24 protein-coding genes are annotated in these 23,805 nt (G+C 56.6%); 4 read left to right on the forward strand and 20 right to left on the reverse strand.

What is annotated here, in order from left to right; translation table 11 throughout:
• From ACFQ14_RS03555 to dusB, 14 genes are all read right to left on the reverse strand, one after another.
• On the reverse strand, positions 1-105 hold a 105-nt coding region (locus tag ACFQ14_RS03555), incomplete at its 3' end, for a GTP-binding protein (protein ID WP_377212059.1).
• Between the two features lie 80 nt (positions 106-185).
• Positions 186-2,276 carry an elongation factor G gene (gene fusA / locus ACFQ14_RS03560; RefSeq protein ID WP_377211340.1) on the reverse strand — a complete coding sequence of 697 codons (2,091 nt, stop codon included), beginning with the start codon at positions 2,274-2,276 and terminating at the stop codon, positions 186-188.
• Between the two features lie 39 nt (positions 2,277-2,315).
• Positions 2,316-2,786: a 30S ribosomal protein S7 gene (rpsG, locus tag ACFQ14_RS03565; protein WP_377211341.1), complete on the reverse strand. Its 471-nt coding sequence runs from the start codon at positions 2,784-2,786 to the stop codon at positions 2,316-2,318.
• Positions 2,787-2,798: 12 nt separating this feature from the next.
• Entirely contained in the window at positions 2,799-3,170 is a 372-nt protein-coding gene (rpsL, locus tag ACFQ14_RS03570; protein WP_377211342.1) for a 30S ribosomal protein S12, read from the reverse strand.
• A gap of 410 nt (positions 3,171-3,580) precedes the next feature.
• Positions 3,581-4,162, reverse strand: a complete 582-nt coding sequence (locus ACFQ14_RS03575; RefSeq protein WP_377211343.1) for a YdeI/OmpD-associated family protein — start codon at positions 4,160-4,162, stop codon at positions 3,581-3,583.
• 6 nt (positions 4,163-4,168) lie between these two features.
• On the reverse strand, positions 4,169-5,455 hold the full coding sequence (gene hflX / locus ACFQ14_RS03580) for a GTPase HflX (RefSeq protein ID WP_377212060.1): 1,287 nt from the start codon (positions 5,453-5,455) through the stop codon (positions 4,169-4,171).
• A 120-nt stretch (positions 5,456-5,575) separates the two neighbouring features.
• On the reverse strand, positions 5,576-5,821 hold the full coding sequence (hfq, locus tag ACFQ14_RS03585) for an RNA chaperone Hfq (RefSeq protein ID WP_377211344.1): 246 nt from the start codon (positions 5,819-5,821) through the stop codon (positions 5,576-5,578).
• A gap of 78 nt (positions 5,822-5,899) precedes the next feature.
• Entirely contained in the window at positions 5,900-7,363 is a 1,464-nt protein-coding gene (locus tag ACFQ14_RS03590; protein ID WP_377211345.1) for a TrkH family potassium uptake protein, read from the reverse strand.
• A gap of 43 nt (positions 7,364-7,406) precedes the next feature.
• Positions 7,407-8,783, reverse strand: a complete 1,377-nt coding sequence (trkA, locus tag ACFQ14_RS03595; RefSeq protein ID WP_377211346.1) for a Trk system potassium transporter TrkA — start codon at positions 8,781-8,783, stop codon at positions 7,407-7,409.
• Between the two features lie 52 nt (positions 8,784-8,835).
• A complete protein-coding gene (ntrX, locus tag ACFQ14_RS03600; protein ID WP_377211347.1) occupies positions 8,836-10,197 on the reverse strand; it encodes a nitrogen assimilation response regulator NtrX in 1,362 nt (453 codons plus the stop codon).
• 41 nt (positions 10,198-10,238) lie between these two features.
• A complete protein-coding gene (locus tag ACFQ14_RS03605) occupies positions 10,239-12,512 on the reverse strand; it encodes a sensor histidine kinase NtrY-like (RefSeq protein ID WP_377211348.1) in 2,274 nt (757 codons plus the stop codon).
• Positions 12,513-12,588: 76 nt separating this feature from the next.
• The gene (ntrC, locus tag ACFQ14_RS03610) at positions 12,589-14,028 is read right to left on the reverse strand and encodes a nitrogen regulation protein NR(I) (RefSeq protein ID WP_377211349.1); all 1,440 of its coding nucleotides are present in this window, start codon (positions 14,026-14,028) and stop codon (positions 12,589-12,591) included.
• Positions 14,021-15,163 (reverse strand): two-component system sensor histidine kinase NtrB, encoded by a 1,143-nt coding sequence (locus tag ACFQ14_RS03615; protein ID WP_377211350.1) that lies wholly within the window; start codon positions 15,161-15,163, stop codon positions 14,021-14,023. Before ACFQ14_RS03615 ends, ntrC begins: the two co-directional genes overlap by 8 nt.
• Before the next feature lies 1 nt (position 15,164).
• Entirely contained in the window at positions 15,165-16,217 is a 1,053-nt protein-coding gene (gene dusB, locus ACFQ14_RS03620) for a tRNA dihydrouridine synthase DusB (RefSeq protein ID WP_377211351.1), read from the reverse strand.
• Positions 16,218-16,304: 87 nt separating this feature from the next.
• Between dusB and ACFQ14_RS03625 the strand changes: the two genes are divergently transcribed.
• Both ACFQ14_RS03625 and ACFQ14_RS03630 read left to right on the forward strand, forming a co-directional pair.
• On the forward strand, positions 16,305-17,495 hold the full coding sequence (locus ACFQ14_RS03625) for a bifunctional 2-C-methyl-D-erythritol 4-phosphate cytidylyltransferase/2-C-methyl-D-erythritol 2,4-cyclodiphosphate synthase (protein ID WP_377211352.1): 1,191 nt from the start codon (positions 16,305-16,307) through the stop codon (positions 17,493-17,495).
• Positions 17,492-17,983 carry a CinA family protein gene (locus ACFQ14_RS03630; RefSeq protein ID WP_377211353.1) on the forward strand — a complete coding sequence of 164 codons (492 nt, stop codon included), beginning with the start codon at positions 17,492-17,494 and terminating at the stop codon, positions 17,981-17,983. Before ACFQ14_RS03625 ends, ACFQ14_RS03630 begins: the two co-directional genes overlap by 4 nt.
• Here the strand turns inward: ACFQ14_RS03630 and ACFQ14_RS03635 are convergent.
• From ACFQ14_RS03635 to sufA, 4 genes are read right to left on the reverse strand one after another with little or no spacing between them, the layout of a single operon-like run.
• Entirely contained in the window at positions 17,980-18,444 is a 465-nt protein-coding gene (locus ACFQ14_RS03635) for a type II toxin-antitoxin system RatA family toxin (RefSeq protein WP_377211354.1), read from the reverse strand. The genes ACFQ14_RS03630 and ACFQ14_RS03635 overlap by 4 nt on opposite strands.
• A 4-nt stretch (positions 18,445-18,448) precedes the next feature.
• A complete protein-coding gene (gene lipA / locus ACFQ14_RS03640; protein ID WP_377211355.1) occupies positions 18,449-19,405 on the reverse strand; it encodes a lipoyl synthase in 957 nt (318 codons plus the stop codon).
• Positions 19,406-19,432: 27 nt separating this feature from the next.
• A complete protein-coding gene (locus tag ACFQ14_RS03645; RefSeq protein ID WP_377211356.1) occupies positions 19,433-19,681 on the reverse strand; it encodes a GlsB/YeaQ/YmgE family stress response membrane protein in 249 nt (82 codons plus the stop codon).
• A gap of 22 nt (positions 19,682-19,703) precedes the next feature.
• Entirely contained in the window at positions 19,704-20,075 is a 372-nt protein-coding gene (gene sufA / locus ACFQ14_RS03650) for a Fe-S cluster assembly scaffold SufA (RefSeq protein ID WP_377211357.1), read from the reverse strand.
• Positions 20,076-20,250: 175 nt separating this feature from the next.
• On the opposite strand from sufA, the gene ACFQ14_RS03655 reads away from it, so the two are divergent.
• Positions 20,251-21,291: a hypothetical protein gene (locus ACFQ14_RS03655; RefSeq protein ID WP_377211358.1), complete on the forward strand. Its 1,041-nt coding sequence runs from the start codon at positions 20,251-20,253 to the stop codon at positions 21,289-21,291.
• Positions 21,292-21,303: 12 nt separating this feature from the next.
• A complete protein-coding gene (locus ACFQ14_RS03660) occupies positions 21,304-22,122 on the forward strand; it encodes a hypothetical protein (protein ID WP_377211359.1) in 819 nt (272 codons plus the stop codon).
• Positions 22,123-22,129: 7 nt separating this feature from the next.
• On the opposite strand, the gene ACFQ14_RS03665 is transcribed toward ACFQ14_RS03660, so the two are convergent.
• Both ACFQ14_RS03665 and ACFQ14_RS03670 read right to left on the reverse strand, forming a co-directional pair.
• A complete protein-coding gene (locus ACFQ14_RS03665) occupies positions 22,130-22,546 on the reverse strand; it encodes an SUF system Fe-S cluster assembly protein (RefSeq protein ID WP_377211360.1) in 417 nt (138 codons plus the stop codon).
• Positions 22,543-23,769, reverse strand: coding sequence for a cysteine desulfurase (locus ACFQ14_RS03670; protein WP_377211361.1), 1,227 nt, complete (start codon positions 23,767-23,769; stop codon positions 22,543-22,545). Before ACFQ14_RS03670 ends, ACFQ14_RS03665 begins: the two co-directional genes overlap by 4 nt.
• Between the last annotated feature and the right edge of the window lie 36 nt (positions 23,770-23,805).

Genomic DNA, 23,805 nt, shown 5'->3' on the forward strand with positions numbered 1-23,805 from the left:
ATATTTCGTAATCGCCGCCGTCAGCGTCGTCTTGCCATGGTCAACGTGACCAATCGTGCCGATGTTACAATGCGGCTTGGTGCGTTCAAATTTTTCCTTAGCCATCTTGGGCCTCCATCAATTTTCGCCGGAGCGTAAGTCGTCTTCGTTAGGGATCGCCGCTCGAAGAGAGCGGCGAAATTTGCTTATGTGTGTTTCTCGATAACCTCGGCGGCCACAGCTTGTGGAACCGGGTCGTAGTGATCGAAAGTCATCGTGTACTGGGCGCGGCCCTGGCTCATCGAGCGCAGGTTGTCGACATATTTGAACATGTTGGCCAGCGGCACCATAGCCGTCACCACCTGATCGATGCCTCGTGCTTCCGTACCGGCAACCTGGCCGCGACGGGAGGACAGATCACCGATCACGTCACCCATATAATCTTCCGGCGTCACCACCTCGACCTTCATGATCGGCTCAAGCAATTGTGCGCCAGCTTTCTGAGCGCCTTCACGGAAAGCAGCACGGGCAGCGATCTCAAATGCGAGGACCGAGGAGTCAACATCGTGGTATGCGCCGTCGAGCAGCGTGGCTTTCACGCCGAGCATTGGGAAGCCAGCGACTGGGCCGTTGTCCATGACCGACTGGATGCCTTTTTCGACGCCCGGGATGTATTCCTTGGGCACGTTACCGCCAACGATCTTCGATTCGAACTCGAATTCTTCGCTCTCGGTGTTTGGCTCGAACACGATCTTCACGCGAGCAAACTGACCGGAACCGCCGGACTGCTTCTTGTGCGTGTAGTCGATTTCAGCAGCGCGTGTGATCGTCTCGCGGTAAGCAACCTGCGGAGCGCCAACATTGGCTTCAACAGAGAATTCGCGCTTCATGCGGTCGACGAGAATGTCGAGGTGCAATTCGCCCATACCGGAAATGATCGTCTGACCGCTCTCCTCGTCCGATTTGACGCGGAATGAAGGATCTTCAGCCGCCAAGCGGTTGAGCGCGATGCCCATTTTCTCTTGGTCACCCTTAGTCTTCGGCTCAATAGCAATCGAAATCACCGGATCGGGGAATTCCATACGTTCCAGAATAACCTGATTGAGATTGTCGCAGAGCGTGTCGCCCGTCGTGGTTTCTTTCAGGCCTGCGATAGCAACGATGTCGCCTGCGTAAGCTTCTTTGATGTCAACGCGGTCGTTAGAGTGCATCTGCAACATGCGGCCGATGCGCTCTTTCTTGCCCTTAACGGTGTTCGTCAACGAACCGCCCGTTTCCAGATGACCGGAGTAGATGCGGCAGAACGTCAACGTGCCTACAAAAGGGTCGTTCATGATCTTGAACGCCAGCATTGAAACAGGCGCTTCGTCCGAGGACTCGCGGGTTGTTTCAGTTTCCGTTTTAACGTCGATGCCTTTAATGGCTGGGACGTCAATTGGGCTTGGCAAGTAATCAGTAACAGCTTCAAGAAGCGGCTGTACGCCCTTGTTCTTAAACGCAGTTCCGCACATCATCGGGAAGAACTCAACAGCGATACAGCCCTTGCGGATAAGCGCGCGCAGCTGGTCGTTGTCAGGCATATCGCCCTCGAGGTAAGCTTCCATCGCAGCTTCGTCTGCTTCAACAGCCGTCTCAATGAGAAGCTCGCGGTATTCTTCGGCCTGATCTTTGAGTTCGTCGCGAATGTCGCGAACATCCCACGCAGCGCCGAGGTCTTCGCCCAGCCATACGTGCTCTTTCATCTCGATCAGATCGACGATGCCTTCGAATTCGCTCTCAGCACCGATTGGCAGCTGAAGAACGCATGGCGTTGCACCGAGGCGCTCTTTGACCATCTCGACACAGCGGAAGAAGTCAGCGCCGGTCTTGTCCATTTTGTTGGCATAGATCATGCGCGGAACGTTGTATTTGTTGGCCTGACGCCAGACAGTTTCGGTCTGCGGCTCAACACCGGCATTGGCGTCCAGTAGAGCAACGGCACCATCGAGAACACGCAGCGAACGCTCGACTTCAATGGTGAAGTCAACGTGGCCGGGCGTATCGATGATGTTGTAGCGGCGCTTCTTGCCATCACGGCCTTGCCAGAAAGTCGTGGTCGCAGCGGAGGTGATCGTGATGCCACGCTCCTGCTCTTGCTCCATCCAGTCCATGGTCGCAGCACCTTCGTGCACTTCGGCCATTTTGTGGATCTTGCCGGTGTAATAGAGAATCCGCTCGGTCATCGTCGTCTTACCAGCATCAATGTGAGCCATGATGCCGAAGTTGCGATAATCTTCGAGTTTATATTCGCGGGCCATTATTCAGGTCTTTCGAATTCGGGGGAACGGGTTACGCGGTTACCAGCGGTAATGGGAGAAGGCACGGTTGGCTTCAGCCATCTTGTGAGTGTCCTCACGCTTTTTGACAGCAGCGCCACGGTTGTTGGCCGCATCCATCAACTCGCCGGAGAGGCGCTCAACCATTGTCGTCTCGTTGCGCTTGCGGGCAGCAGCGATGAGCCAGCGGATTGCAAGAGCCTGACGACGCTCGACACGAACCTCGACGGGAACCTGATAAGTTGCACCACCAACGCGGCGGGAGCGAACCTCAACCTGTGGGGCAATGTTTTCCAGAGCGGTGTGGAACATTGGCAGCGCTTCGGCGCGGGCCTTTTCCTCAACCTGATCGAGAGCGCCGTAGACGATCTTCTCGGCAATGGATTTCTTGCCGTCCAGCATGATGGAGTTCATGAATTTGGACAGGACGAGATCACCGTATTTTGGATCCGGGTTGATCTCACGTTTTTCTGCGCGGTGGCGACGGGACATCTTTTATCTACCTTATTTAGGACGCTTGGCGCCGTATTTCGAACGGCGCTGCTTACGGTCTTTAACACCTTGCGTGTCGAGTACGCCGCGGATGATGTGGTAACGCACGCCTGGAAGGTCTTTCACGCGGCCGCCGCGGATCATGACTACGGAGTGCTCTTGGAGGTTGTGACCCTCGCCAGGGATATAGCCAATGACTTCAAAGCCGTTGGTCAGGCGGATTTTAGCAACCTTACGCAAAGCCGAGTTCGGCTTCTTCGGGGTCGTCGTGTAGACGCGTGTGCAAACGCCGCGCTTCTGCGGGTTTTGCTCCATCGCCGGAACCTTAGAGCGCTTGACCGGTGCCTTGCGCGGGTTGCGGACCAACTGGTTGATCGTTGGCATGAAAACATCCTTCAAATGTCAGACCGCCTGCCCACAATGAACAAACGACCGAGTGTCGTGCGTTGGCGAGGCTCAGGGTTCCCTGCTCCACAAGCAAAAAGCACCATCCGGCTTGCGTGTTGCAGCCGAGGCGCCCTCGTCTCGCAGAGGATCGGATGTCTCTCCGATCATGCCTCTTGAATCTGTTACTCGTTAGGTCAAACTCTGTTTGAGACCGCTTGCTCCAGCGCGCGTCGCGCCGAAATTCAGGACTCACATAAGCTCGGAGTGCGCGTTATCTACGACTAGCCGTGGATAACGTCAACCCCGCCTTGCCAAGAATTTGCCGCTTGTTGCAGCCCCTGCGCCGCCTGTAAACGGCCAACAATCCGCAAGGGGCGAGCTGTAGCGTTGGCCTTGCGATTCACGCCTTACATCTGGGGAATTTTGTCCCCGCTTCGGCTGGTTTTTGCAGCTTCAGCAATGCGTTTTTCGCGGGTGGCTGGCGTCTTGGCGAGTTTGACCCAGCGCAGCACATTGCGCCGATAGGATGGTGCCATGGCATCGAAATTCGCTTCCGCCGGAGGATGGGCCACAAGCGCGGCGCGCAGGTCGTCGGGCACGATCAGGGCGTCCACGTCATCCATGAATGTCCAAAGGCCGCTTTTCTTGGCCTCTTCGACGCTGCGCAGGCCGGATTCGTGCATCCGCCCTTCTTCCGTCAGTTTCGCCACGCGGTCCTTATAACTTTTGGCCCAGTGCTGGGTCTTTCGGCGGCTGAGCAATTGCATCGTGCGGGTGTCGTCCAGCTTGCGGCGGATGCCGTCGATCCAACCAAAACACAAAATTTCGTCGAGCACTTCCTCGCGTGAGACATACTTCTGCGGTGCCGCATCCTTTTTCCATGTCACCAGCCAAATACTGGCGTCTTGAGCGTGATTAGCTTCCAGCCAGTCGCGCAATTGCGCGGCGTTGGTGACTTCCACCTGTTCGTAGTCTTCGGTCTTCGTCATCGCATGTTAGGCCACCTTGGCCAGCAATTCGCCTTTGATTGAGGGCGCAACCCGCACGCGCAGGTGGAGCGAACCGTCTTCCATGTCCTGACGGTCCAGCACGTTGGCGTTTTGGTATATCCAGTTGAGATGGTTCATCTGGTCGATTGGCAAATCGAACTCGACCACGCCATCGGGCCCTGCAATGCGGTTTTCGATTTCGGCCAAAAGGCCATCGACCCCCTCGCCCGTGACCGCAGAGACCAGATGCGGCGGCTGATCGGTTTTGGTGCGTGTATCGCGGATCGCCTCAAGGGCATCTTTGTCGAGCAGGTCGATCTTGTTCCAGACTTCCAGCACGTTGGCATAGCCGTCTTCGCCGATGCCGAGCTGGCTGAGAATCGCGTAAACATCATCGCTTTGCGCCTGCGTATCCGGGTCAGCGATGTCGCGCACGTGGAGGATTAGATCCGCCTCGATCACCTCTTCAAGTGTGGCGCGGAAGGCGGCGACTAGGTGCGTTGGCAGATCGGAGACGAAACCTACGGTATCCGACAGAATGACGAGCGTGCCTTCCGGCAGGTGCAGACGGCGCAATGTAGGGTCCAACGTGGCGAACAGCATATCCTTGGCCATAACACTGGCGCCGGTGACATGGTTGAACAAGGTGGACTTGCCCGCGTTCGTATAGCCGACAAGCGCAACAATCGGGTGTGGCACCTTTTTGCGCTTGGAACGGTGGAGCGAGCGGGTGCGGCGCACTTTCTCCAGCTCCTTTTCCAGCTTGGTTATGCGGTCCTGCAACTGACGACGGTCTGACTCGATTTGTGTCTCGCCAGGGCCGCCAACTGTGCCCATCGAGCCGCGCTGACGTTCAAGGTGGGTCCACGAGCGCACCAGGCGGCCACGCTGATAATTCAGATGAGCCAGATCGACCTGCAAGCGGCCTTCTTTGGTTTGAGCGCGGGCACCGAAGATTTCCAGAATCAGACCCGTTCGGTCGATAACCTTGGCATTCCATTCTTTTTCCAGATTGCGCTGCTGAACGGGTGTCAACGGATGATCGATCACCACCAGCCCTACCTCCAGCGCTGATATCATGCCCTTCAATTCCTCCACTTTGCCGGAGCCAATAAGCGTGGCGGGCTTGAGTTTAGAGAGTGACAGCAGGCCAGAATGAACGATGTCCAACTCAATAGCACGGGCAAGGCCCAGCGCCTCTTCCAGCCGCGCGGAATCACTGCGCCTTGCCAGCGCTTGCGAAGCCTGTTCGTGGGAGACAGCGTTTGGCCCCAGAACGGGCACGATAACCATAGCCCTATCTGCCGGGCGTTCTTGGGAAGTATCAACTTGAAAGCGCGGTTTGCCGCGTTCGTGTTCAGCCAAAGGGGCGTATCCTGTGTGTTGCCGTGTCGGTTGCGGCGCGCCTTGGCATCAAGAGCTGCCGCCTTCTTCGCCCTCGAACATCTTCATCGGTTCACCGGGCATTATTGTGGAGATGGCGTGTTTGTAGACCAATTGCGAGTGGCCATCGCGCCGCAGAAGCAGGCAGAAATTATCGAACCACGTGACAACGCCCGTCAGCTTCACACCGTTGACCAGAAAGATCGTCAGCGAAATTTTGTTCTTGCGCACGTTGTTGAGGAAGGCGTCTTGTAGGTTTTGCTGTTTTTCAGCCATGGTTTTCTCTGATCTCGCACCATTTGCGCTGCCATTGTGCAGCAATTCGTTTCAACGCGCCAGAGTCTTTCAATGACCTCAGCGCGTGCGCCAATAATGGGTGTTCAGCAGGCCCAAAACCGCCAAAGCCTCAAGCCGCCCCAGCAGCATCACGATCATCAGGCCGATCTTGGCCGCATCGGGAAATTCACCATAGGTTGGCCAAGCCTGCGCCAACCCCGAATCCCAGCCGGAATTGTAAACCGGCCCAGCGGTTGAAAACGCGGCGATGGTGGCTGTGAGCGCAGCCTCAAATGGAATGCCCGAAGAAGCGATGAATATCGTGCCAACAGCGATGATGAGAATGGCGACCACGAAAAATGACCAGATCGCCTTCATCAGGTTTAGGTCGTAGTGCTGTGAGCCAAACCGTTTGCGCGCTACGGCGTTGGGGTACACGAGCCGATCCAGCTCGTTCCAAGACTGCGTTGCCATCGCGCCGAGGCGGTAATGCTTCAATCCGCCTGATGTCGAAAATGCGCTGCCGCCCAACAGCACGATAAAAAGCACGATGCCGAGCGGCAGAATGCTGAATATGCCAGGCCTGCTTTGCAGGCCGCTTGTCGCCACCAATGACGAAGCGTTCATCAGGCTTTCAGCCAAAACATTTGCATTTACGCCAGTGCCGGAAACGCGGTTGAGCGACCACACCAAGGCGAGGGTCAGCACAAACACCAGCGCCAGCACGGAATAGCTCTCACGGTGCTCCCGCAGCCGACGCCACTGGCCCTCCAACAACATGCGGTGCCAGAATACGCTGGTCGCTCCAAGAATAAGAACAATCGCAAAGATGACCATTCCTGCCGTGCCCAGCAGCAGATCGAGGCTATCGTCCACGGGCAGAAAACCGCCTGTCGATACCGCTGTCATAGCCAGCGTCGCCGCATAAAAGGGACGCAGGCCAAGCGCCGAAAGGGCAAGAAAGGCGAGCAGCGTAACCAGCAGATAAAACGCCCCAAAATTCCGCAACAGGTTCAAGACACGCGCATAGCCGGCAACTTCGCGGGTGCGGCCCTCCATAGAAATGGCGTTGGCCGTCAATCCGCCAATGCCCATAGGTGCCAGAACGGTGAAGACCGTCATGAGCGCGAGAAACCCACCGAGCCACTGGATCTGAATGCGCCAGAAGATGACCGATTGCGGCAGGCTCTCAAGGCTGGCAAACGTGCTCGCCCCCGTTGTGGTGAGGCCGGAGACACTTTCAAACAGGCCATCGAGAAAGTTCAATTCGGTCAAACCCACCAGCGGAATTGCGGCGCAGAGCGGAATGATGAGCCAGACGCACATCATCAAAATCAGCCCTCCAATCTGCGAAATCTCGCCTGCCCTGTCGCGCGTCGCCAAGACAGGTGCGGCAAACAGAAAAGAACCGAGCAGCGCATAAATCGTAAGGCGTTCCGCGATGGCCCCATCGCCTTCCAGCAGGGCCACAAAAATTGGCGCGATAAGCGAAACGGATAGAGCGAGCCCCACGCAGCCAAGATAGAAGACGACGGCCAGCATCTAGCGGCTCGCTTCGTGCATGAAGAAAAAGCGGGCCATGCGCCTAGAAGAAATCCAGGCTGACCCGGAACATCTGCTCAACCTGTTTCACGCGCTCGGCGGTGGCGAAGATGACGATGCGGTCCTTGGCCTTAATCATCATGCCACCGTCCGGCATAATGACTTTTTCGTCGCGATAAATGGCACCGATGCGAACGCCGTCCGGCAAATCGATTTCCCGCAGTGGAGTGCCTACCAGCATGGAGGTTTCAAGCGCTTCCGCTTCGATCACTTCCGCCGCACCATTCTGCACCGAATGGACACCGCGGATGCGGCCCCGGCGAACATGTTGCAGGATTTTAGAGATCGTCACCGCGCGCGGGTTGACGTGCGCGTCGATGCCCAGCGTCTTGGTGAATTCGTAATACGAGGTGTTGTTGAGCAGCGCGAGATTGGAATCGCAGCCAAGCCGCTTTGCCATCACGGATGAAAGAATGTTCACCTGGTCGTCATTGGTCAGCGCGACCATCAAATCGGCGCTGTCGATGCCTGCTTCCATCAGCACCTTTTGATCCAGCGCGTTGCCATGCAAAACCACGGTGCGGTTGAGCGTATCAGCCACGGCCACGGCGCGCTCTTGCGAGGCTTCGATGATCTTCACCCGCGCTTTTGACTGCCGCTGCTCGATGTTTTCGGCCACATAATGCCCGATATTGCCGCCACCGATGATCACGATGCGGCTGGCCGTTGGCTCATCATGGCCGAAGATGGACAGCGTGCGGCGCACCTTATCGCGCTTGGCAACAACATAGGCCAAGTCGCCCGCCATCATGGCGTCTGAGGAATGGGGGACGAACAGCGTGCCCTGCCGCCAGATGCCCACCACGACTGCATCAAGATCGGGAAACAATTCGCTCAACTGCCCCAACGGCGTGTCGATCACGGGGCAATCGTCAAGACATTCGATCGCCACCATCGCCACTTCGCCATCGGCAAAGCGCACAGCGTCTGTTGTGCCGGGCAGCGCGATACGGCGGAGAACCATTTCGCCAACTTCGATTTCCGGCGAAATGATCACGTCGATGGGCATGTTTTCGCGCGAAAAAAGATCGCCAAATTCTGGCCGCAGATAGTTCTGTGCGCGGATGCGGGCGACTTTAGTTGGAACATTAAACAACGAGTGCGCCACCTGACAGGCAACCATGTTGACCTCGTCATACAGCGTCACCGCAATGATCATGTCCGCTTCTTCTGCACCCGCAGCCTGCAAGATTTGGGGTTGCGAGCCGTGGCCTACAAAGCCGCGCACATCAAGTTGATCACGAATGGCCTGAACAAGGGTGGGTGAATTGTCGATGACAGAGACATCGTTGTCTTCCGCCGCCAGCCGCTCGGCGATGCCGTAGCCAACCTGCCCTGCCCCGCAAATAATGACGCGCATGAGTGTTCCGTGTCCCGCTTATGCCCCGAACGGGCGCGATGCCGAACCGCTCTTATAGACCAAGCGATTTCAATTTGCGATGCAAAGCGGACCGCTCCATGCCGACAAAAGACGCAGTCTTGGAAATGTTACCGCCAAAGCGCGTAATCTGCGCGTTTAGATAGTCACGCTCAAAGGCCTCCCTCGCATCGCGCAAGGGTAGCGACATAATGTGCTCGTCAGACGTGTTGGGCGTGGTCGGAAGCATATCAGAAATCTCACCCGGCAGACGGTCCGCACTGATCGGCTCTCCATCATCTCCACGAGAGAGAATCATCAATCGCTCCACATTATTGCGAAGTTGGCGTAGGTTTCCCGGCCAGGAATGCGATTGCAGAACAGCCATTGCATCGTCACCGATCACGCATTTTTGCACGCCGGATTGCGCCGAGATCTGACCCATAAAGGCATCGATCAATTCACCGATATCGTCACGCCGGTCTGCCAGTGCAGGCACCTGCACGGGAACAACCGCGAGACGATCAAACAGATCTTGCCGGAATGCGCCTTCAGCAATCCGCGCCTCCAGATCGACGGAAGTTGAGGACAAAATGCGCACGTCTACTGCTACTTTCTTTGAGCCGCCAACGCGCTCGAATTTCTGTTCCACCAGAACGCGCAAGATCTTGTTCTGCGTTTCGCGGGGCATTTCGCCCACTTCGTCAAGCAGAAGCGTGCCGTTGTGGGCCTCTTCCAACGCGCCCACCTTGGGTTCGCGCCCCTCGCCCGGCTCCACGCCGAAAAGTTCCGTCTCCATGTTTTCGGCGGTTATGGCAGCCGCATTGATGATGATGAAAGGACCATCGCTGCGATGAGATTGGCGATGGATGGCGCGGGCCACCATCTCCTTGCCCGAACCGGAAGGCCCGATAATCATTACCCGTGAATTGGTCTGCGCAACCTTGTCGATGGTCGAGCGCAACTGGTTCATCGCCTGCGACGAGCCGATCATTTCCGGCATATCAGGCGTGCGCTTTTCAAGATCCGCCACCTGTTTGCGCAAATTCGACGTTTCCAAAGCCCGTTCGGCCACGAGAATCAGACGGTCCACCTTGAAAGGCTTTTCAATATAATCATAGGCACCAATCTTGATGGCGGAGACGGCGGTTTCGATGTTGCCGTGGCCGGAAATCACCACTACCGGCAGGCCGGGATGTTGCTCACGGATGACGGCGAGCAGTTCCAGCCCGTCAAGGCGACTGCCCTGCATCCAGATATCGAGAAAGATCATCGATGGGCGGCGGTCAGAAATGGCGGCTAGCGCGGAATCGCTGTCGTGGGCCGTGCGGGTTTCGTGGCCCTCGTCCTCCAGAATCCCGGCTACAAGGTCTCTGATGTCGGCTTCGTCATCGACCACTAGAATGTCAGACGCCATTCGATATTCCCTCCAAAACGATTGTTTCCCCGCAATCGTGATTAAACATTTTCAGCCGCCGTTTGATCTTCTTCACTGTCGCTTTCGCTTGCGCTGGCAATAATGGCCGGTATGACCACGCGCACCATTGCCCCGCGACCACCGTCTGCCACTTGGGGCGCGTCGCGCAACTCGATTGTGGCGTTGTGCTCTTCCAGAATTTTACCGACGATGGCGAGGCCAAGGCCCGTGCCCTTCTCTCGAGTCGTCATGTAAGGCTCCAGCAGGCGCTGACGGTTTTCCTGCGGCAAGCCCTTGCCGTTATCAATGATTTCGACCGTATGGTTCAGCTCACCGGGCAGCAAACGGATGGTGATGGTTGGCCGCTCGCCTTTTTCAAACTCCACATCTTCCATCGCCTCAGTTGCATTTTTGATGAGGTTACCGAAGGCTTGGCCCAGGAGCCGAGAGTCAAACTGCGCTTTGGCCGGTTTGTCGGGCAGTTCAACCTGAAAATCGATTTCCTCGTTCGACACTTTAAGCAGGAAGATCGCCTCGCGTAGCGTCTCAACCAAATTGCCCTGTTTCATGCTGGGCTTGGGCATACGCGCAAACGAGGAAAATTCATCGACCATGCGGCCAATATCAGCAACCTGCCGGATGATCGTCTCGGTGCATTGGTCGAAAACCTCGCGATCCTCGGTGATCTTCTTGCCATAGCGACGGCGAATGCGCTCTGCCGACAATTGAATTGGCGTGAGAGGATTTTTGATTTCGTGGGCAATGCGCCGCGCCACATCGGCCCAAGCAGACGTGCGTTGGGCGGAGACAAGGTCTGTAATATCGTCAATTGTGATGACGTGCGATTGCGACTGCTCGTCAGAACTCTCCACCGCCACCTGCACGTTCAATATCCGCTCGCGGCCATCATGGGCCAGTGTGATCTGCTCAAGATAACTCGGCCTGCCCGATTGCTGGGCCTTGTCGACCACATCTGCCAGCGCCGGACTGATCTCACGCAGCGGGCGTCCAATCAGGCTTTCATCGCCGTCATGGGCAATCAGCGCTTCGGCAGAAGAATTGGTGATCGCCAGACGTCCTTCCGGGCTAACACCGATGACGCCAGCTGTGACGCCGGACAGCACGGCTTCGGTGAATCGGCGGCGGCGGTCGGTCTGTTCCTGGTTTGCAAGAATTTCATCGCGCTGCGAACGCAGGTTCAGCGTCATGGCGTTGAATGTGTCAGTGAGCGAGCGCAATTCGCCCTCGGTGCGCACGGTTGACACCTGCCCTTCAAGATTGCCGGCACGCACTTCGTCTGCTGCCGCAATCAATTGCCGGATAGGCGCCACCAACCTGTCAGCAACCGCAATGCCCATCCAGATTGCGGAGAGCAGAACAGTTAGGCAAATGCCCACATAGAGCAGCGCAAACGCGATTTGCAGCGGGAGCCTTCCGGATTCAAGACTTTGATATTCGCTGGTGATTTCCCGCATCAACTGGATGGAATTGAGCACTGAAGGGTTCACCCATTTCAACGTCCACAGATACGCGGCCCCATCGAGATTGCGCACGGGCACGAGGCAGGCTGCGAAATTGGTTGTGTTGGGCGCGAGACATGACCCTCTGCCCGCTGCTGCCTGAACCAGAAGATCAGCAGGGGCGCGAGGAAGTTCTTCGCTGCCAGGAATGTTGCTGACAACGATTTGCTCGCCGTCCTTGTTGAGCACAAAAGCCCCCCGAAGGCCGTAGACCCGCGCTTGGCTCGACATGAACAGCACGAAGCCTGACCGGTCGAGCGCAAACTGTTGACCGTTGCGCGAAAGCGAATTCGACATGGCTAGCGTCTGGCCCTGCAATTCCTGCATCGCCTCGCCAAGATAGGATTGGGCGACGCTGACCGAGTTGTCGATGATGGTGCGTGAACGCTGATCAAATATGCGGTCCAAGCCCAAATCGAGCGTGATGCCTGCAATGATCGCCACCAGAATGGCGGGAAACGCTGCAACGATGCCGAACAATCCGACGATGCGGATATGCATACGCGCCGCTGCCCTGCCCCTGCGCCGCGCTTCCAACAACGTCATTACCTCACGCCCGACCAGCAGCAAAAGCGCTGTGACAAAGACGCCGTTGACGACCATCGTGGTTACGATGACTGGAAAAGTCGGTTCAATCGGCGTCAGGCCGAGCAATATGAGGAAAGAGACAACGCCAAAAACGATGGCGAGCAGAACCAGAACCAGTCCAAATTTTCGGGCGTAGCGCAGAGTCGACAACCGCGAGACTGGCGGGTCAAACATCATTTCTGCCGAAGCTGCATCCGTCGAAGCCATGAGCGCCGTTCTGGGAGGTCTTTTGTGACCTATGTGCAACAAATGTGGCCGAAATGCAACAAATTCACTGGGTCAGCTAACTTAATCCACGCATCACTTCGATGTTCAATTCGCGGATTTTTTTGCGCAACGTGTTGCGGTTCAAGCCCAGCACTTTCGCTGCTTGTATCTGATTGCCCTTGAACGCACGCAGCGTCATTTCAATCAGCGGGCGCTCCATTTCGTGAAGCACTGTCGTGTAAAGATCTTCGATGGGCGTTTCGTCGTTGTGGGCGTCCAGAAGCGCGCGGGAATATCCGGCCACAGCAGATCGAACGCTCTCGTTCGTGCCGTCGGCAAAGTCGGTTGTTTTGTTGCCCGGGCGGGCGGAGGCAAGTTCTTGCTCCACCTGCTCGGCACTGATTTGCTCTTGCGGGTGCAACGCCACAAGGCGCTGAACAAGGTTTTCCAACTCGCGCACATTTCCCGGCCACGCATAGGCGCGTAAACGGTCGATAGCGGCATTGTCGAAAACTTTGCGCGGCAGGCCGTTGCGCTCCGCCTGTGCAAGGAAGTGACGGGCAAGGTCCGGCACATCGGCAATGCGCTCGCGCAGGGGCGGCAAACGCAGCGGCACGACATTCAACCGATAGTAGAGGTCTTCGCGAAACTGGCCGCGATCAATCAAACTGGTGAGGTTTTGATGGGTTGCAGCCACGATCCGCACATCCGTCGAGATGGGCGTGCGGCCGCCCACGGTCGTGTATTCGCCTTCTTGCAATACGCGAAGAAGACGGGTTTGCGCTTCCATCGGCATATCACCGATTTCATCGAGGAAAAGCGTGCCACCATTGGCCTGCTCAAAACGGCCTGCGGAGCGTGACTGTGCGCCGGTGAACGCGCCGCGCTCATGGCCGAACAACTCAGATTCAATCAATTCTCGCGGAATGGCCGCCATGTTGATAGCAACGAAAGGGCCGCTCTTGCGCTTGCCAAATTCGTGCAGGGCGCGGGCGACGAGCTCTTTGCCGGTGCCGGATTCGCCGTTAATCATCACCGTCAGATCGGTCTGCGTCATGCGTGCGATAAGCCGATAGATCTCCTGCATGGCAGGCGAGCGGCCCACCAGCGGCATGTTTAGTTGGTCTTCACTCTCTGTCGGTGCGGGCTTGTTCAGAGGCTGCGCCAAAGCGCGCTCGACCGTGGTGACGAGTTCCTTCAGATCAAATGGCTTGGGCAGATAGTCGTATGCCCCCTTCTCTGCCGCCGTGATCGCTGTCATGAACGTGTTTTGTGCGCTCATGACGATAATCGGCAGATCGGGGCGCACGCGTTTGATGCGCGGCATCATGTCGAAGGCTGTCTCGTCGGGCATGATGACATCGGTGATAATGAGATCGCCCTCGCCTTCAATAGCCCACCGTGAAAGCGTGGCGGCGTTCGACGTCACACGCACCTCGTATCCCGCTCGCGACAGCGCTTGCGAGACAACTGTGCGGATGGCAGCGTCGTCATCGGCAACCAGAATTTCAGCCATTGGCCGCTTCTCCCTCTCGCTCTGTCTGCGGTTCGCGCCACATTGGCATCAGCACTTCAAATGTCGTGCCATTCGCATCGCTCTCGCACGAAACGATACCGCCGTGATCGCCCACAATCTTGGCAACCAGTGCAAGACCGAGGCCGGAGCCGTTCTGCTTCGATGAGATGAAGGGATCAAACATATAGGAGCGCAGATCGTCCGGCACGCCGGGGCCGGTGTCCGAGACTGTCATGGAGATTGGCAGCGACACACGTTCCGGCGAACCGGGGGCAGCGATGCGAATGCCAGGGCGAAAGGCCGTGCGCAGGGTCAATTGCGGTTCGGGCGTGTCGCGCATGGCTTCGCTGGCGTTCTTCACCAGATTGAGAAAAACCTGAACGAGCTGGTCACGGTTTCCCAAGACAGGCGGAAGCGACGGGTCATATTCCTCGACAATCGCAACATTCTTGGCAAAGCCCGTGCGTGCGACCTGTTTCACCTGCTCCAGAACCGAATGAATGTTGACCGGATCGCGCTCGATGGGCCGCTCGTCGGAAAAAACCTCCATGCGATCAACCAGGCGCACGATACGATCTGTCTCGTCTGTAATCAGGCGTGTCAGCGTCCGGTCGTCTTCGCTGCCAGCCGCCTCCAGCAGTTGTGCTGCGCCGCGTATTCCCGATAGCGGGTTTTTGATTTCGTGGGCAAGCATGGAGGCCAACCCGGTGACCGTCCGCGCCGCACCCCGGTGGGTCAATTGGCGGTCCATCGTCTCTGCAATCGAGCGCACTTGCATCAGCACAACCACTTCGTTGGGTCGCTCGTTGTTGGGAGAGACATAGACATCAACCAGTTTCTCCGCCCCTGTGCGAGGCGACGAGAGGTCCATTCGGTATTCGCTGATCGGCGAGTTGCTGCGCCGAACTTGGGCGATCAACGAAAGCAGCGGCGATCCTTCAGTAATGTAATGGGTAACCTTGCGTTTCAGCAGAACGGAGAGGCTGGTCTGAAAAAATATCTCTGCCGATGTGTTGGCGAAACTGAACACGCCGTCACCATCAAGCATGAAAACGGGATGAGACAGAGCATTGAGCACCGACAGTGGCAACAGCGCTGCATCGCCAAACACGCTTTTGGATTCGGTCAGAACCATTTCAGGCAGCTTTCGCCGTTAACGCGTTTTCAGGCTCAACAAGCGCGAACAGATCGAAGGCCACACGCAAAATTTCCGATACATCACGGCTCGTCATCATGGCGCGTCTTGTATCGGAATAATCCTGCGAGACTGGAAGATGGGCGCAATACCAATCGAGATGTTTGCGCGCGTTTCTGATGCCCAGTTCCAGCCCATAGTGAGAGAGCATCGCCTCGTAGTGTTCGCATACCAAGTCGGCAAAATCCTTGCCGCTTGGCCTTTGCGGTACGACATGTCCCGCAAGCGCTTCGCCGAGCTGGCCCGGCAACCAAGGCGCACCGTAGCTCGCGCGGCCCACCATCACACCGTCAGCGCCGCTGGCGGCCAGTGCTTGTCGGGCGGTCGCCGCGCTGTCGATATCGCCATTGACGATCAGCGGCACGGAAATCTCTTCGCGCACGGCGCGAACGGCGTCCCAATTGGCCTGGCCTTTGTAAAACTGGTTCCGAGTGCGGCCGTGAACGGTGATCATCTGCACACCAGCTTCAACGGCGCGACGGGCCAATTGCGGAGCGTTGATGGAGTTTTCATCCCAGCCAAGCCGCATTTTCAACGTTACGGGTTTTTCGGTCGTCTCCACCACCGCATCAATAAGCGTGAGCGCGTGGTCCAAATCCCGCATCAGCGCCGAACCGGAATAGCCGTTTGTTACCCTTTTTGATGGGCAACCCATGTTGATGTCGATCACGTCCGCACCAGCGGCCTCGGCAATCAGCGTCGCTTCGCGCATCCATTGGGGTTCTTTGCCCGCCAATTGCACGATGTGCAGCGGTAGGCCTGCGCTTTCGGCCTTCAGCCGCATTTCCTCTTGGCCGGTGGTGAAGGCTTCGGAGGCAACCATTTCAGACACAACCATGCCTGCCCCAAAACGCCATGCGAGACGGCGGAACGGCGCGTCGCTCACGCCAGACATAGGCGCAAGAAAAGCGGTATTGCGCAGGCGGTGCGAACCGATGCGCAATTCGCCTGTGCTTGCGCCTTCGCGCCTGTTTGTTGTGCAATTCTCATTCATGGCGTTTTTCTAAGCACCGTGCCGCACGATAGCAAGCGAACTAAGAGCGCAGTTGCGCCTTTGGGTGCCCCGTGCCAAATCGGCTGCATGAGTGAACCCTTGAAAATTGCAGCCATCATCGTCGCCGCAGGCCGTGGCGCACGTGCCGGCGTGGCTGATGGGCCAAAGCAATACCGCATGTTGGGCAGCAAGCCCGTGCTTGCGCATACCCTACACGCATTTGTCCACCATCGGGCGGTTACCAGTGTTCTGACCGTAATCCACGAAGACGATGGCGCTAGCTATGCGAAAGCCGCGCCGGAGAACCCGAAGATTCTCCCTCCCGTTCACGGCGGCGCGACGCGTCAGGCGTCAGTGTTTGCTGGCCTGCAAGCCTTGGCACAAGATGCGCCGGACCTGGTTTTAATCCATGATGCAGCACGGCCTTTCTTGAGCGCAGCCGTGATCGACGCGGTGATTGCGGGCCTAGGTGAAGCGAAAGCCGCCCTGCCCGCCACAGCCATTGTCGACACGATCAAACGCAGCGCAGAGGATGGCAGCGTGGCGGATACGATCTCCCGCGATGGATTGTTCGCTGCTCAGACGCCACAAGGCTTCGACTTTGCGACGATCTTGGAGGCTCATTCAAAGGCCGCAGCAGCAGGGCTGAACGATTTCACTGACGATTCCGCGCTGGCCGAATGGGCGGGCCACAGGGTTGTTCTGGTGGCCGGAAGCCGCGACAATCTCAAACTGACGACGCAGGACGATATCGAAAAGGCGCAAAGCTCAATGGGCGAGCAGATAACGGACGTGCGCGTGGGCCACGGCTACGACACGCACCAATTGGTGGCTGGCGAAAAAATTACGCTCTGCGGAGTGGAGATACCGTTTGAGCGAAAACTGTCCGGCCATTCCGACGCTGATGTGGGCCTGCACGCGCTCACCGATGCGCTGCTGGGCACGATTGCAGACGGTGATATTGGCTCCCACTTTCCACCTTCCGACCCGGAGTGGAAGGGCGCACAATCCGATCAATTTCTGGCCCACGCCGCCTCGCTGGTCCGTGCCGCGGGTGGCACGATCACCCATTGTGATGTCACTCTGGTGTGCGAAGCGCCAAAGATTGGGCCGCACCGCGATGCCATGCGGGCGGCAATGGCGGCTATTTTGGACATGGATGTTACCCGCATTTCTGTCAAAGCAACCACCAACGAACGCATCGGCTTTATCGGGCGCGAAGAAGGCATGGTCGCGCTGGCAACTGCGACCGTTGTGATGAATGGCACAACGCTATGATCCACCCTCAAGCACAACAATTGATCGAAGCAGCAATTGCACAATCCGTCATCATCTCCACCGCAGAAAGCTGCACAGGCGGCATGATTGCTGCCGCTTTGACAGATGTTGCAGGCTCCTCGGCAGCGTTCGACCGTGGTTTCGTGACCTATTCCAACGAAGCCAAAGCGGAAATGCTCGGCGTACCGCTGGAACATACGCAAGGCCCGCCCGGCGCAGTGTCGGCGCTGGTCGCGCAGGAAATGGTGGCCGGCGCGTTGGCGCGTTCTGCTGCAAATCTGGCTGTGGCCGTCACAGGCATAGCCGGCCCGGGCGGCGGCAGCGAAGAGAAGCCGGTTGGGCTGGTTTACGTGGCCGTGCAACGCGAGGGATCAAGCGCAAACGTACGAGAATGCCGCTTTGCGGAAAGCCACGGCGCGACGACGCGCGAAGCGATCCGCCAAGCGACCGTCGATACCGCGTTGGAAATGATGCTGGCGGCGCTCTAGGCGTTCACGTCCTGGCGGCCATAGAGCGCATCCGCACGCTCCTCAAACGCCTGCGTAAAATGGGCGAAAGCGCGGTCGAACATTGACCCCATCAACATCGCTAGAGTGCGGCTTTTGAATTCGTAATCGATGGAGAAATGCACATCGCACTGATCGTCGCCGACCTGTTCAAAATGCCAGCGATTGTCGAGATATTTGAACGGGCCGTCGATATAACTCGCTTGAATTTTCAGCGCTTCGCGTTCCAAAATCACTTGGCAAGTGAATGTCTCGCGGATGGCCTTATAGCCAACCGTCATATCAGCCAAAGAAATCGTTCGACCGGCTTTTTCACGCTCAGAATTGACTTTAAGAGACTGACATAACGGCACAAATTGCGGATACTTTTCGATATCCGCTACCAGATCAAACATATCTTGTGCGCGGTGGTTTACGCGGTGAATCTTGGAGAATTTGGGCATTGCCTCAGGCCGCGCTCATCTGCGCTTGCCTTGCGGCTTTCAGCTTCGCGAAGTCTTCACCAGCATGATGAGACGAGCGGGTTAGCGGGCTGGACGATACGAGCAGAAAACCTTTTGCATAGGCCGCCGTTTCGTAAGACTTGAACTCTTCCGGCGTCACAAAATGGCTAACTGCATGATGCTTTTTGGATGGTTGGAGGTATTGTCCAATGGTCAGGAAATCCACATTTGCCATGCGCAGATCATCCATCATTTGAAGCACTTCATTGCGCTCCTCGCCCAGTCCGACCATCATGCCGGACTTGGTGAACATAGTCGGATCAAGCTCTTTCACACGCTCCAACAGCCGCATCGAATGATAATAGCGTGCGCCGGGGCGAACGGTCAGATAGTTGCCGGGCACCGTCTCAAGATTGTGGTTGAACACGTCAGGCTTGGCTGCAACCACGATTTCCAGCGCCCCATCTTTGCGCAGAAAATCCGGCGTCAGAACTTCGACCGTGGTGTTGGGCGAGCGTTTGCGGATTGCAAGGATCGTATCAGCAATATGCTGCGCCCCACCGTCATCGAGGTCATCGCGGTCAACCGAGGTGACGACAACGTGGTTCAAGCCCAGCTTCTCCACCGCATTGGCGACATTTTCCGGCTCTTTGAGATCCAGCGCAGCGGGCTTACCCGTGCGCACGTTGCAAAACGCACAAGCCCGGGTGCAGGTGTCGCCCATTATCATCATGGTGGCGTGCTTTTTCGACCAGCACTCGCCGATATTGGGGCAACCGGCTTCTTCGCAGACGGTAACGAGATTGTTCTCGCGCACGATGTTCTTCGTCTCGGTAAAGACTGGAGACGAGGATGAACGAACCCGAATCCAGTCCGGCTTTTTCATCACCGGCTGGTCAGGCCGATGGGCCTTTTCAGGGTGCCGCGGACGGTCGCCAATCGTGTCGAGAAGTGTAGCCATAAAAACCCTGTGCGCCCCTTGTGGATACTAGCGAGACTGGCGGCTCTTGAAACCGCGATAAAGCGCAATGCAAAGGCATGCACCAATCGTTGCAGTCACCAGCGTGTCGATGAAACCCTCTGTTTCAAGCCCGATCAAGCCAAACGCCCATCCGCCGACCACGCCGCCCAAAATGCCGAGGCCAATATTAGCCAGTAAGCCATAGTTGCCCTTCATAAATTTTTCAGCCAACCAGCCAGCCAGTCCGCCGATAATGATCCATCCGATAAAGTTCATTATTCTGTTCTTTTCCCGCGCTTCAGGCGTTTTCAGGAACGGGCGGCGCGGCAGCGACAAGCGTGACGCTTTCACCACAACCACATGCCGAGGTTTGGTTGGGGTTGTTGAACACAAAACCGGTGCGCAGGGTTGTCACTTCATAGTCCAACTGCGTTCCAAGCAGGAACAAGGTTGCGGCCGGGTCCACGTATACAGCAGCATCGCCCAGATCGACCTTGTCATCGCCCGCATGTTCATCTGTGACCATGTCGATTGTGTATTCCATGCCAGCGCAGCCGCCGTTCTTGATACCGATGCGAATGCCAAGCGCATCAGCATCAGCACCAGATACAATTTCGCGCACCCGGTCCTTGGCTGCGTCTGTCAAAGTGAGAATCGCGAAGCGGCTCATGTGGCTCTCCATGTCGTTGCACAAAACATAGGGTGCAGGTGGCCTAACTGCAATGTTTTGGATGCTCCAGTCGATGCAATGATGATGCGGCGCTCCCGCGCAGCATCATTGCATCAAAGCACTAAGACAAATTTTAGAAATTCCATGCAGTTTACAGACAAGCAAGGGGATTTTCATGTTTCGAATAGCAACAGCGTTGCTTGGCGCACTCGCACTGGCCGGATGTAACGAACAATCAGGCGACCCGAATTCCAAAGTAAAGCCGGCGGAATACGGAATGGCCGCACAGCCGACTGTGCTGGTGTCGGGCGAAGGCAATTACCACTGGATAAGCGAGTTCGTGGATGGCTTCCGGTTAAGCGCGGTCACTGGAAACCCTGCGACAGTCAAGCAACTGGCTCGCAACGGTTGCGCGGTCGCTCAACCGACCGATGAACAGGAATTCCATAGCGTGATGACATACAGCTCGGGCATGAGTTCGCGCATTTTCGCCTACAACCGTGCCGATTTGCTGGCGGAAGCCGCTACTTATGTGAAAAGCGCGAAAAACAACCGGCGGCCCTATCAATATATGATAGGTGGCCGCACGCCGAAGGAAGTCTTGAACGTCAACGACGTTATGATCGCCAAGCAAGACAAGCCGGCCTATCTGGTGCTGATTTCCGGCGTCGAAAACGTTGTCTGGAACATCCACCCGGCGGAAGGCGCGAAGATCGACCAGATCGTCTTGGTGGGCGAAAATACCCAAGGCATTGCCAATGTGCCGGAGGGCACGAATGTTCACTCAATTATCGGCTCAACACCAAAGAAATGTGGTGGGCGGGTTTGGTTTCGCTACACCGAGAACGGACGTATTCCGCGCAAATTGAACGATCCAACCAGCGGATGGGACAAAGACGCGCTTCGTGAAGGGCTTGAGAAAGTCACCAAGAACCATCGAAAATTTGCCCTTTGGTTCCGTAAGACGTTCGGCAAAAACCTGGAGAAATCCACCATACAGATGGACCGCGCAACGCATGTCCTGTTTGGGCAAATGACGACTGGATCACCCAAGATCACCTATCAGCCGATTGCAGGCTCGGTCGTGCATCTCGCGCGGCACGATCACTACCATTTCGGCGATCAAAAAGAGTTTCGCGCGAAGTTTGAAGCGCAAGTCATGGATTTGCTGAACAAAGAAATGGGCATCTCGCTCGACGAATTGGCCAAAAAATAAGGGGCACAGGCAATGAATATCAACACAATATTTTGGGGTCTCTCGCTGCTTCTGGCCATCTTCGGTTTCGGCATTCAGATGTTCGGCGGCTACATGATGACTACGAAAGCGAATGCGTTCTTCGCGCCGACAGGCTTGCCGGATACTGAATTTAAGAAACTCCAGGTCGAAAATGCTTATGAGTCCAAACGCGGTTGGAAAGATTCCTACGTAGCGATGTTACAGCCTGATAAATTGGTCGCGGACAGAGCAATCAGCTTTGAAACGCGGGTTCCTATCAAAGCCATTGCGAATTCAACGGGCATCAAGATTGACAACGATTTGACGTTGAAGCTTGCTGCGGAAAAATGGGCCGCAAACTATGGCCCTAAGGAGTGCGGAAGGGCCAAATTGCGTTTGGCCGATTCCTGCGAGGTGTCTGTTGCAAGAGTAAAGATAAAAGAACCACGATCCGGCAAAAAATACGTCTCAGCATATTTTCGGTTGCTATATACTTTGAAGGAGCCGCAAACCCTGCCATCTGAAGATCGCAGTTATCGTTTTGTGTCCGATGCAATGCCCAAGGCCAAAACAGCAAAGCGACATAAAGCTTCAAAGACATATAGCTTTGAATCGGCTGCAAGGTATCGCGCCAAGGAATATGCAAGCACTGCAAGACTCTGCAAAAAACTGATCAAGAGGAACGGTTTGTGTTCCGCAAACATACTTCTCAATGCATATTCGTCCCGCAAAAGCAAAAGTGGACGTTGGGGGATGAGTTCAACAACACTGGCGGCAACCCTGGTGGACCTTGGTCCCCGTGAGGACCACTTGGCAAACGCCGGGGGCTAATCGGCCCTCAAATATACCAACCGAGTGCTACCTGAGCTTCCTCAGAAAGGCGCTCAGGGGTCCAAGGCGGGTCAAAGCTCATCTCCACGCGAACGCCCGACACGCCTTCAACAGCACCAACCGCGTTTTCCACCCAACCGGGCATTTCCCCCGCCACAGGGCAACCCGGCGCTGTGAGAGTCATAACAATGTCGACCATGCGGTTATCGTCGATGTCGATCTTGTAGATCAGGCCGATTTCATACACATCGGAGGGAATTTCGGGGTCGTAAACCGTTTTCAGCGCAGCTATGATATCGTGCGTGAGCCGCTCTAGTTCCTGGGGCGGAATAGCCGAGCCGGTTTTATCAGAAATATCCGGCACATGCGGGCCGCCTTCCGGCAGCAGATCGTCGCGCAGGTTTTCATCAACTTGATCGGTCATGCGAAAAACTTCCTAGCCTTTTCCAGCGATTCTACCAAAACATCGACTTCCTGTCGCGTGTTGTACATGCCAAACGAGGCGCGGCAAGTGGAAGTAACGCCAAAACGCTTCATCAAAGGCTGGGCGCAATGGGTTCCCGCGCGGACCGCCACCCCTGCCCGGTCGATAACCATCGACACGTCGTGGGCGTGGATTCCGTCGAGTTCGAACGAGAAGATCGCGCCTTTGCTCGGCGTGTCGCCGATGATCTTCAACGCATTGATTTCGCGCAGACGCTCGCGGCAATAGTCGCGCAGATCCATCTCGTGAGCCTCGATGTTTTCACGGCCAACGCTCTCGATATAGTCGATCGCAGCGCCAAGGCCGATGGCCTGGACGATGGGCGGCGTGCCTGCCTCAAAACGATGGGGCGGGTCGTTATAGGTCACATCGTCCAGCGTGACGTCGAGGATCATCTCGCCGCCGCCCTTGAACGGCTGCATGGCTTCAAGCGCCTCTTTGGTGCCGTAGAGCGCACCAATGCCTGAGGGGCCGTAGAGTTTGTGGCCCGTGATGCAATACCAGTCGCAACCGATATCCTGCACGTCGACCGGCATGTGAACCGCGCCCTGCGAACCGTCGATCATCGTGCGGATGCCGCGCTTGCGCGCCTCGGCGCAGACGGTTTTGACATCCACAACCGTGCCCATGACATTCGACATATGGGTGATGGCGATGAGTTTGGTGCGCTCTGTGCAAGCAGCCGCGATGCTCTCGGCGGTGATGCCGCCATGCTCGTCGCAATCCACCCAGACAAGCTTCACGCCCATGCGTTCACGCAGGAAATGCCACGGCACGATGTTGGAATGGTGCTCGGCGATGGTGAGAACGATTTCATCGCCCTCGCCCATATTGTTCATCGCCCAGCCATAGGCGACCAGATTGATGGCTTCCGTTGTGCCGGAGGTGAAAACGATGTTCTCGTCGCTCTCGGCGTTCAGAAACCTACGTAACTTCGAGCGGGCAGCCTCATAGGCGTCCGTCGCGGCATTAGACAAATAGTGCAGACCACGGTGGACGTTTGCATATTCGTTTTCATAGGCGTGGCTAACCGCATCAATCACCTGACGCGGTTTTTGGGCCGAAGCGCCATTGTCGAGATAGACCAGTGGTTTCCCGTGCACTTCGCGGTGCAAAATGGGGAAATCAGCACGGATCGCATCAATGTCGTAACCGGTATTCATGGTTCAGGCTCCCTCGGCGCTGCGTTGCCCCTTATG

This window comes from Pseudahrensia aquimaris (assembly GCF_042676045.1).
In the GTDB taxonomy this organism is placed as follows: domain Bacteria; phylum Pseudomonadota; class Alphaproteobacteria; order Rhizobiales; family Rhizobiaceae; genus Pseudahrensia; species Pseudahrensia aquimaris.

Excerpts from the sequence above, each read along its gene's own strand:
- ACFQ14_RS03645 (WP_377211356.1), bottom strand. The coding sequence starts at position 19,681 with ATGAACTTTATCGGATGGATCATTATCGGCGGACTGGCTGGCTGGTTG.
- ntrX (WP_377211347.1), bottom strand. The coding sequence starts at position 10,197 with ATGGCGTCTGACATTCTAGTGGTCGATGACGAAGCCGACATCAGAGAC.
- hfq (WP_377211344.1), bottom strand. The coding sequence starts at position 5,821 with ATGGCTGAAAAACAGCAAAACCTACAAGACGCCTTCCTCAACAACGTG.
- ACFQ14_RS03590 (WP_377211345.1), bottom strand. The coding sequence starts at position 7,363 with ATGCTGGCCGTCGTCTTCTATCTTGGCTGCGTGGGGCTCGCTCTATCC.
- lipA (WP_377211355.1), bottom strand. The coding sequence starts at position 19,405 with ATGGCTACACTTCTCGACACGATTGGCGACCGTCCGCGGCACCCTGAA.
- fusA (WP_377211340.1), bottom strand. The coding sequence starts at position 2,276 with ATGGCCCGCGAATATAAACTCGAAGATTATCGCAACTTCGGCATCATG.
- ACFQ14_RS03635 (WP_377211354.1), bottom strand. The coding sequence starts at position 18,444 with ATGCCCAAATTCTCCAAGATTCACCGCGTAAACCACCGCGCACAAGAT.
- ACFQ14_RS03665 (WP_377211360.1), bottom strand. The coding sequence starts at position 22,546 with ATGACCGATCAAGTTGATGAAAACCTGCGCGACGATCTGCTGCCGGAA.
- ACFQ14_RS03625 (WP_377211352.1), top strand. The coding sequence starts at position 16,305 with ATGAGTGAACCCTTGAAAATTGCAGCCATCATCGTCGCCGCAGGCCGT.
- ACFQ14_RS03670 (WP_377211361.1), bottom strand. The coding sequence starts at position 23,769 with ATGAATACCGGTTACGACATTGATGCGATCCGTGCTGATTTCCCCATT.
- hflX (WP_377212060.1), bottom strand. The coding sequence starts at position 5,455 with ATGGTTATCGTGCCCGTTCTGGGGCCAAACGCTGTCTCCCACGAACAG.
- dusB (WP_377211351.1), bottom strand. The coding sequence starts at position 16,217 with ATGAATGAGAATTGCACAACAAACAGGCGCGAAGGCGCAAGCACAGGC.
- ACFQ14_RS03660 (WP_377211359.1), top strand. The coding sequence starts at position 21,304 with ATGAATATCAACACAATATTTTGGGGTCTCTCGCTGCTTCTGGCCATC.
- ACFQ14_RS03575 (WP_377211343.1), bottom strand. The coding sequence starts at position 4,162 with ATGACGAAGACCGAAGACTACGAACAGGTGGAAGTCACCAACGCCGCG.
- rpsG (WP_377211341.1), bottom strand. The coding sequence starts at position 2,786 with ATGTCCCGTCGCCACCGCGCAGAAAAACGTGAGATCAACCCGGATCCA.
- ACFQ14_RS03630 (WP_377211353.1), top strand. The coding sequence starts at position 17,492 with ATGATCCACCCTCAAGCACAACAATTGATCGAAGCAGCAATTGCACAA.
- ACFQ14_RS03615 (WP_377211350.1), bottom strand. The coding sequence starts at position 15,163 with ATGGTTCTGACCGAATCCAAAAGCGTGTTTGGCGATGCAGCGCTGTTG.
- rpsL (WP_377211342.1), bottom strand. The coding sequence starts at position 3,170 with ATGCCAACGATCAACCAGTTGGTCCGCAACCCGCGCAAGGCACCGGTC.
- ntrC (WP_377211349.1), bottom strand. The coding sequence starts at position 14,028 with ATGGCTGAAATTCTGGTTGCCGATGACGACGCTGCCATCCGCACAGTT.
- ACFQ14_RS03605 (WP_377211348.1), bottom strand. The coding sequence starts at position 12,512 with ATGGCTTCGACGGATGCAGCTTCGGCAGAAATGATGTTTGACCCGCCA.
- ACFQ14_RS03655 (WP_377211358.1), top strand. The coding sequence starts at position 20,251 with ATGTTTCGAATAGCAACAGCGTTGCTTGGCGCACTCGCACTGGCCGGA.
- trkA (WP_377211346.1), bottom strand. The coding sequence starts at position 8,783 with ATGCGCGTCATTATTTGCGGGGCAGGGCAGGTTGGCTACGGCATCGCC.
- sufA (WP_377211357.1), bottom strand. The coding sequence starts at position 20,075 with ATGAGCCGCTTCGCGATTCTCACTTTGACAGACGCAGCCAAGGACCGG.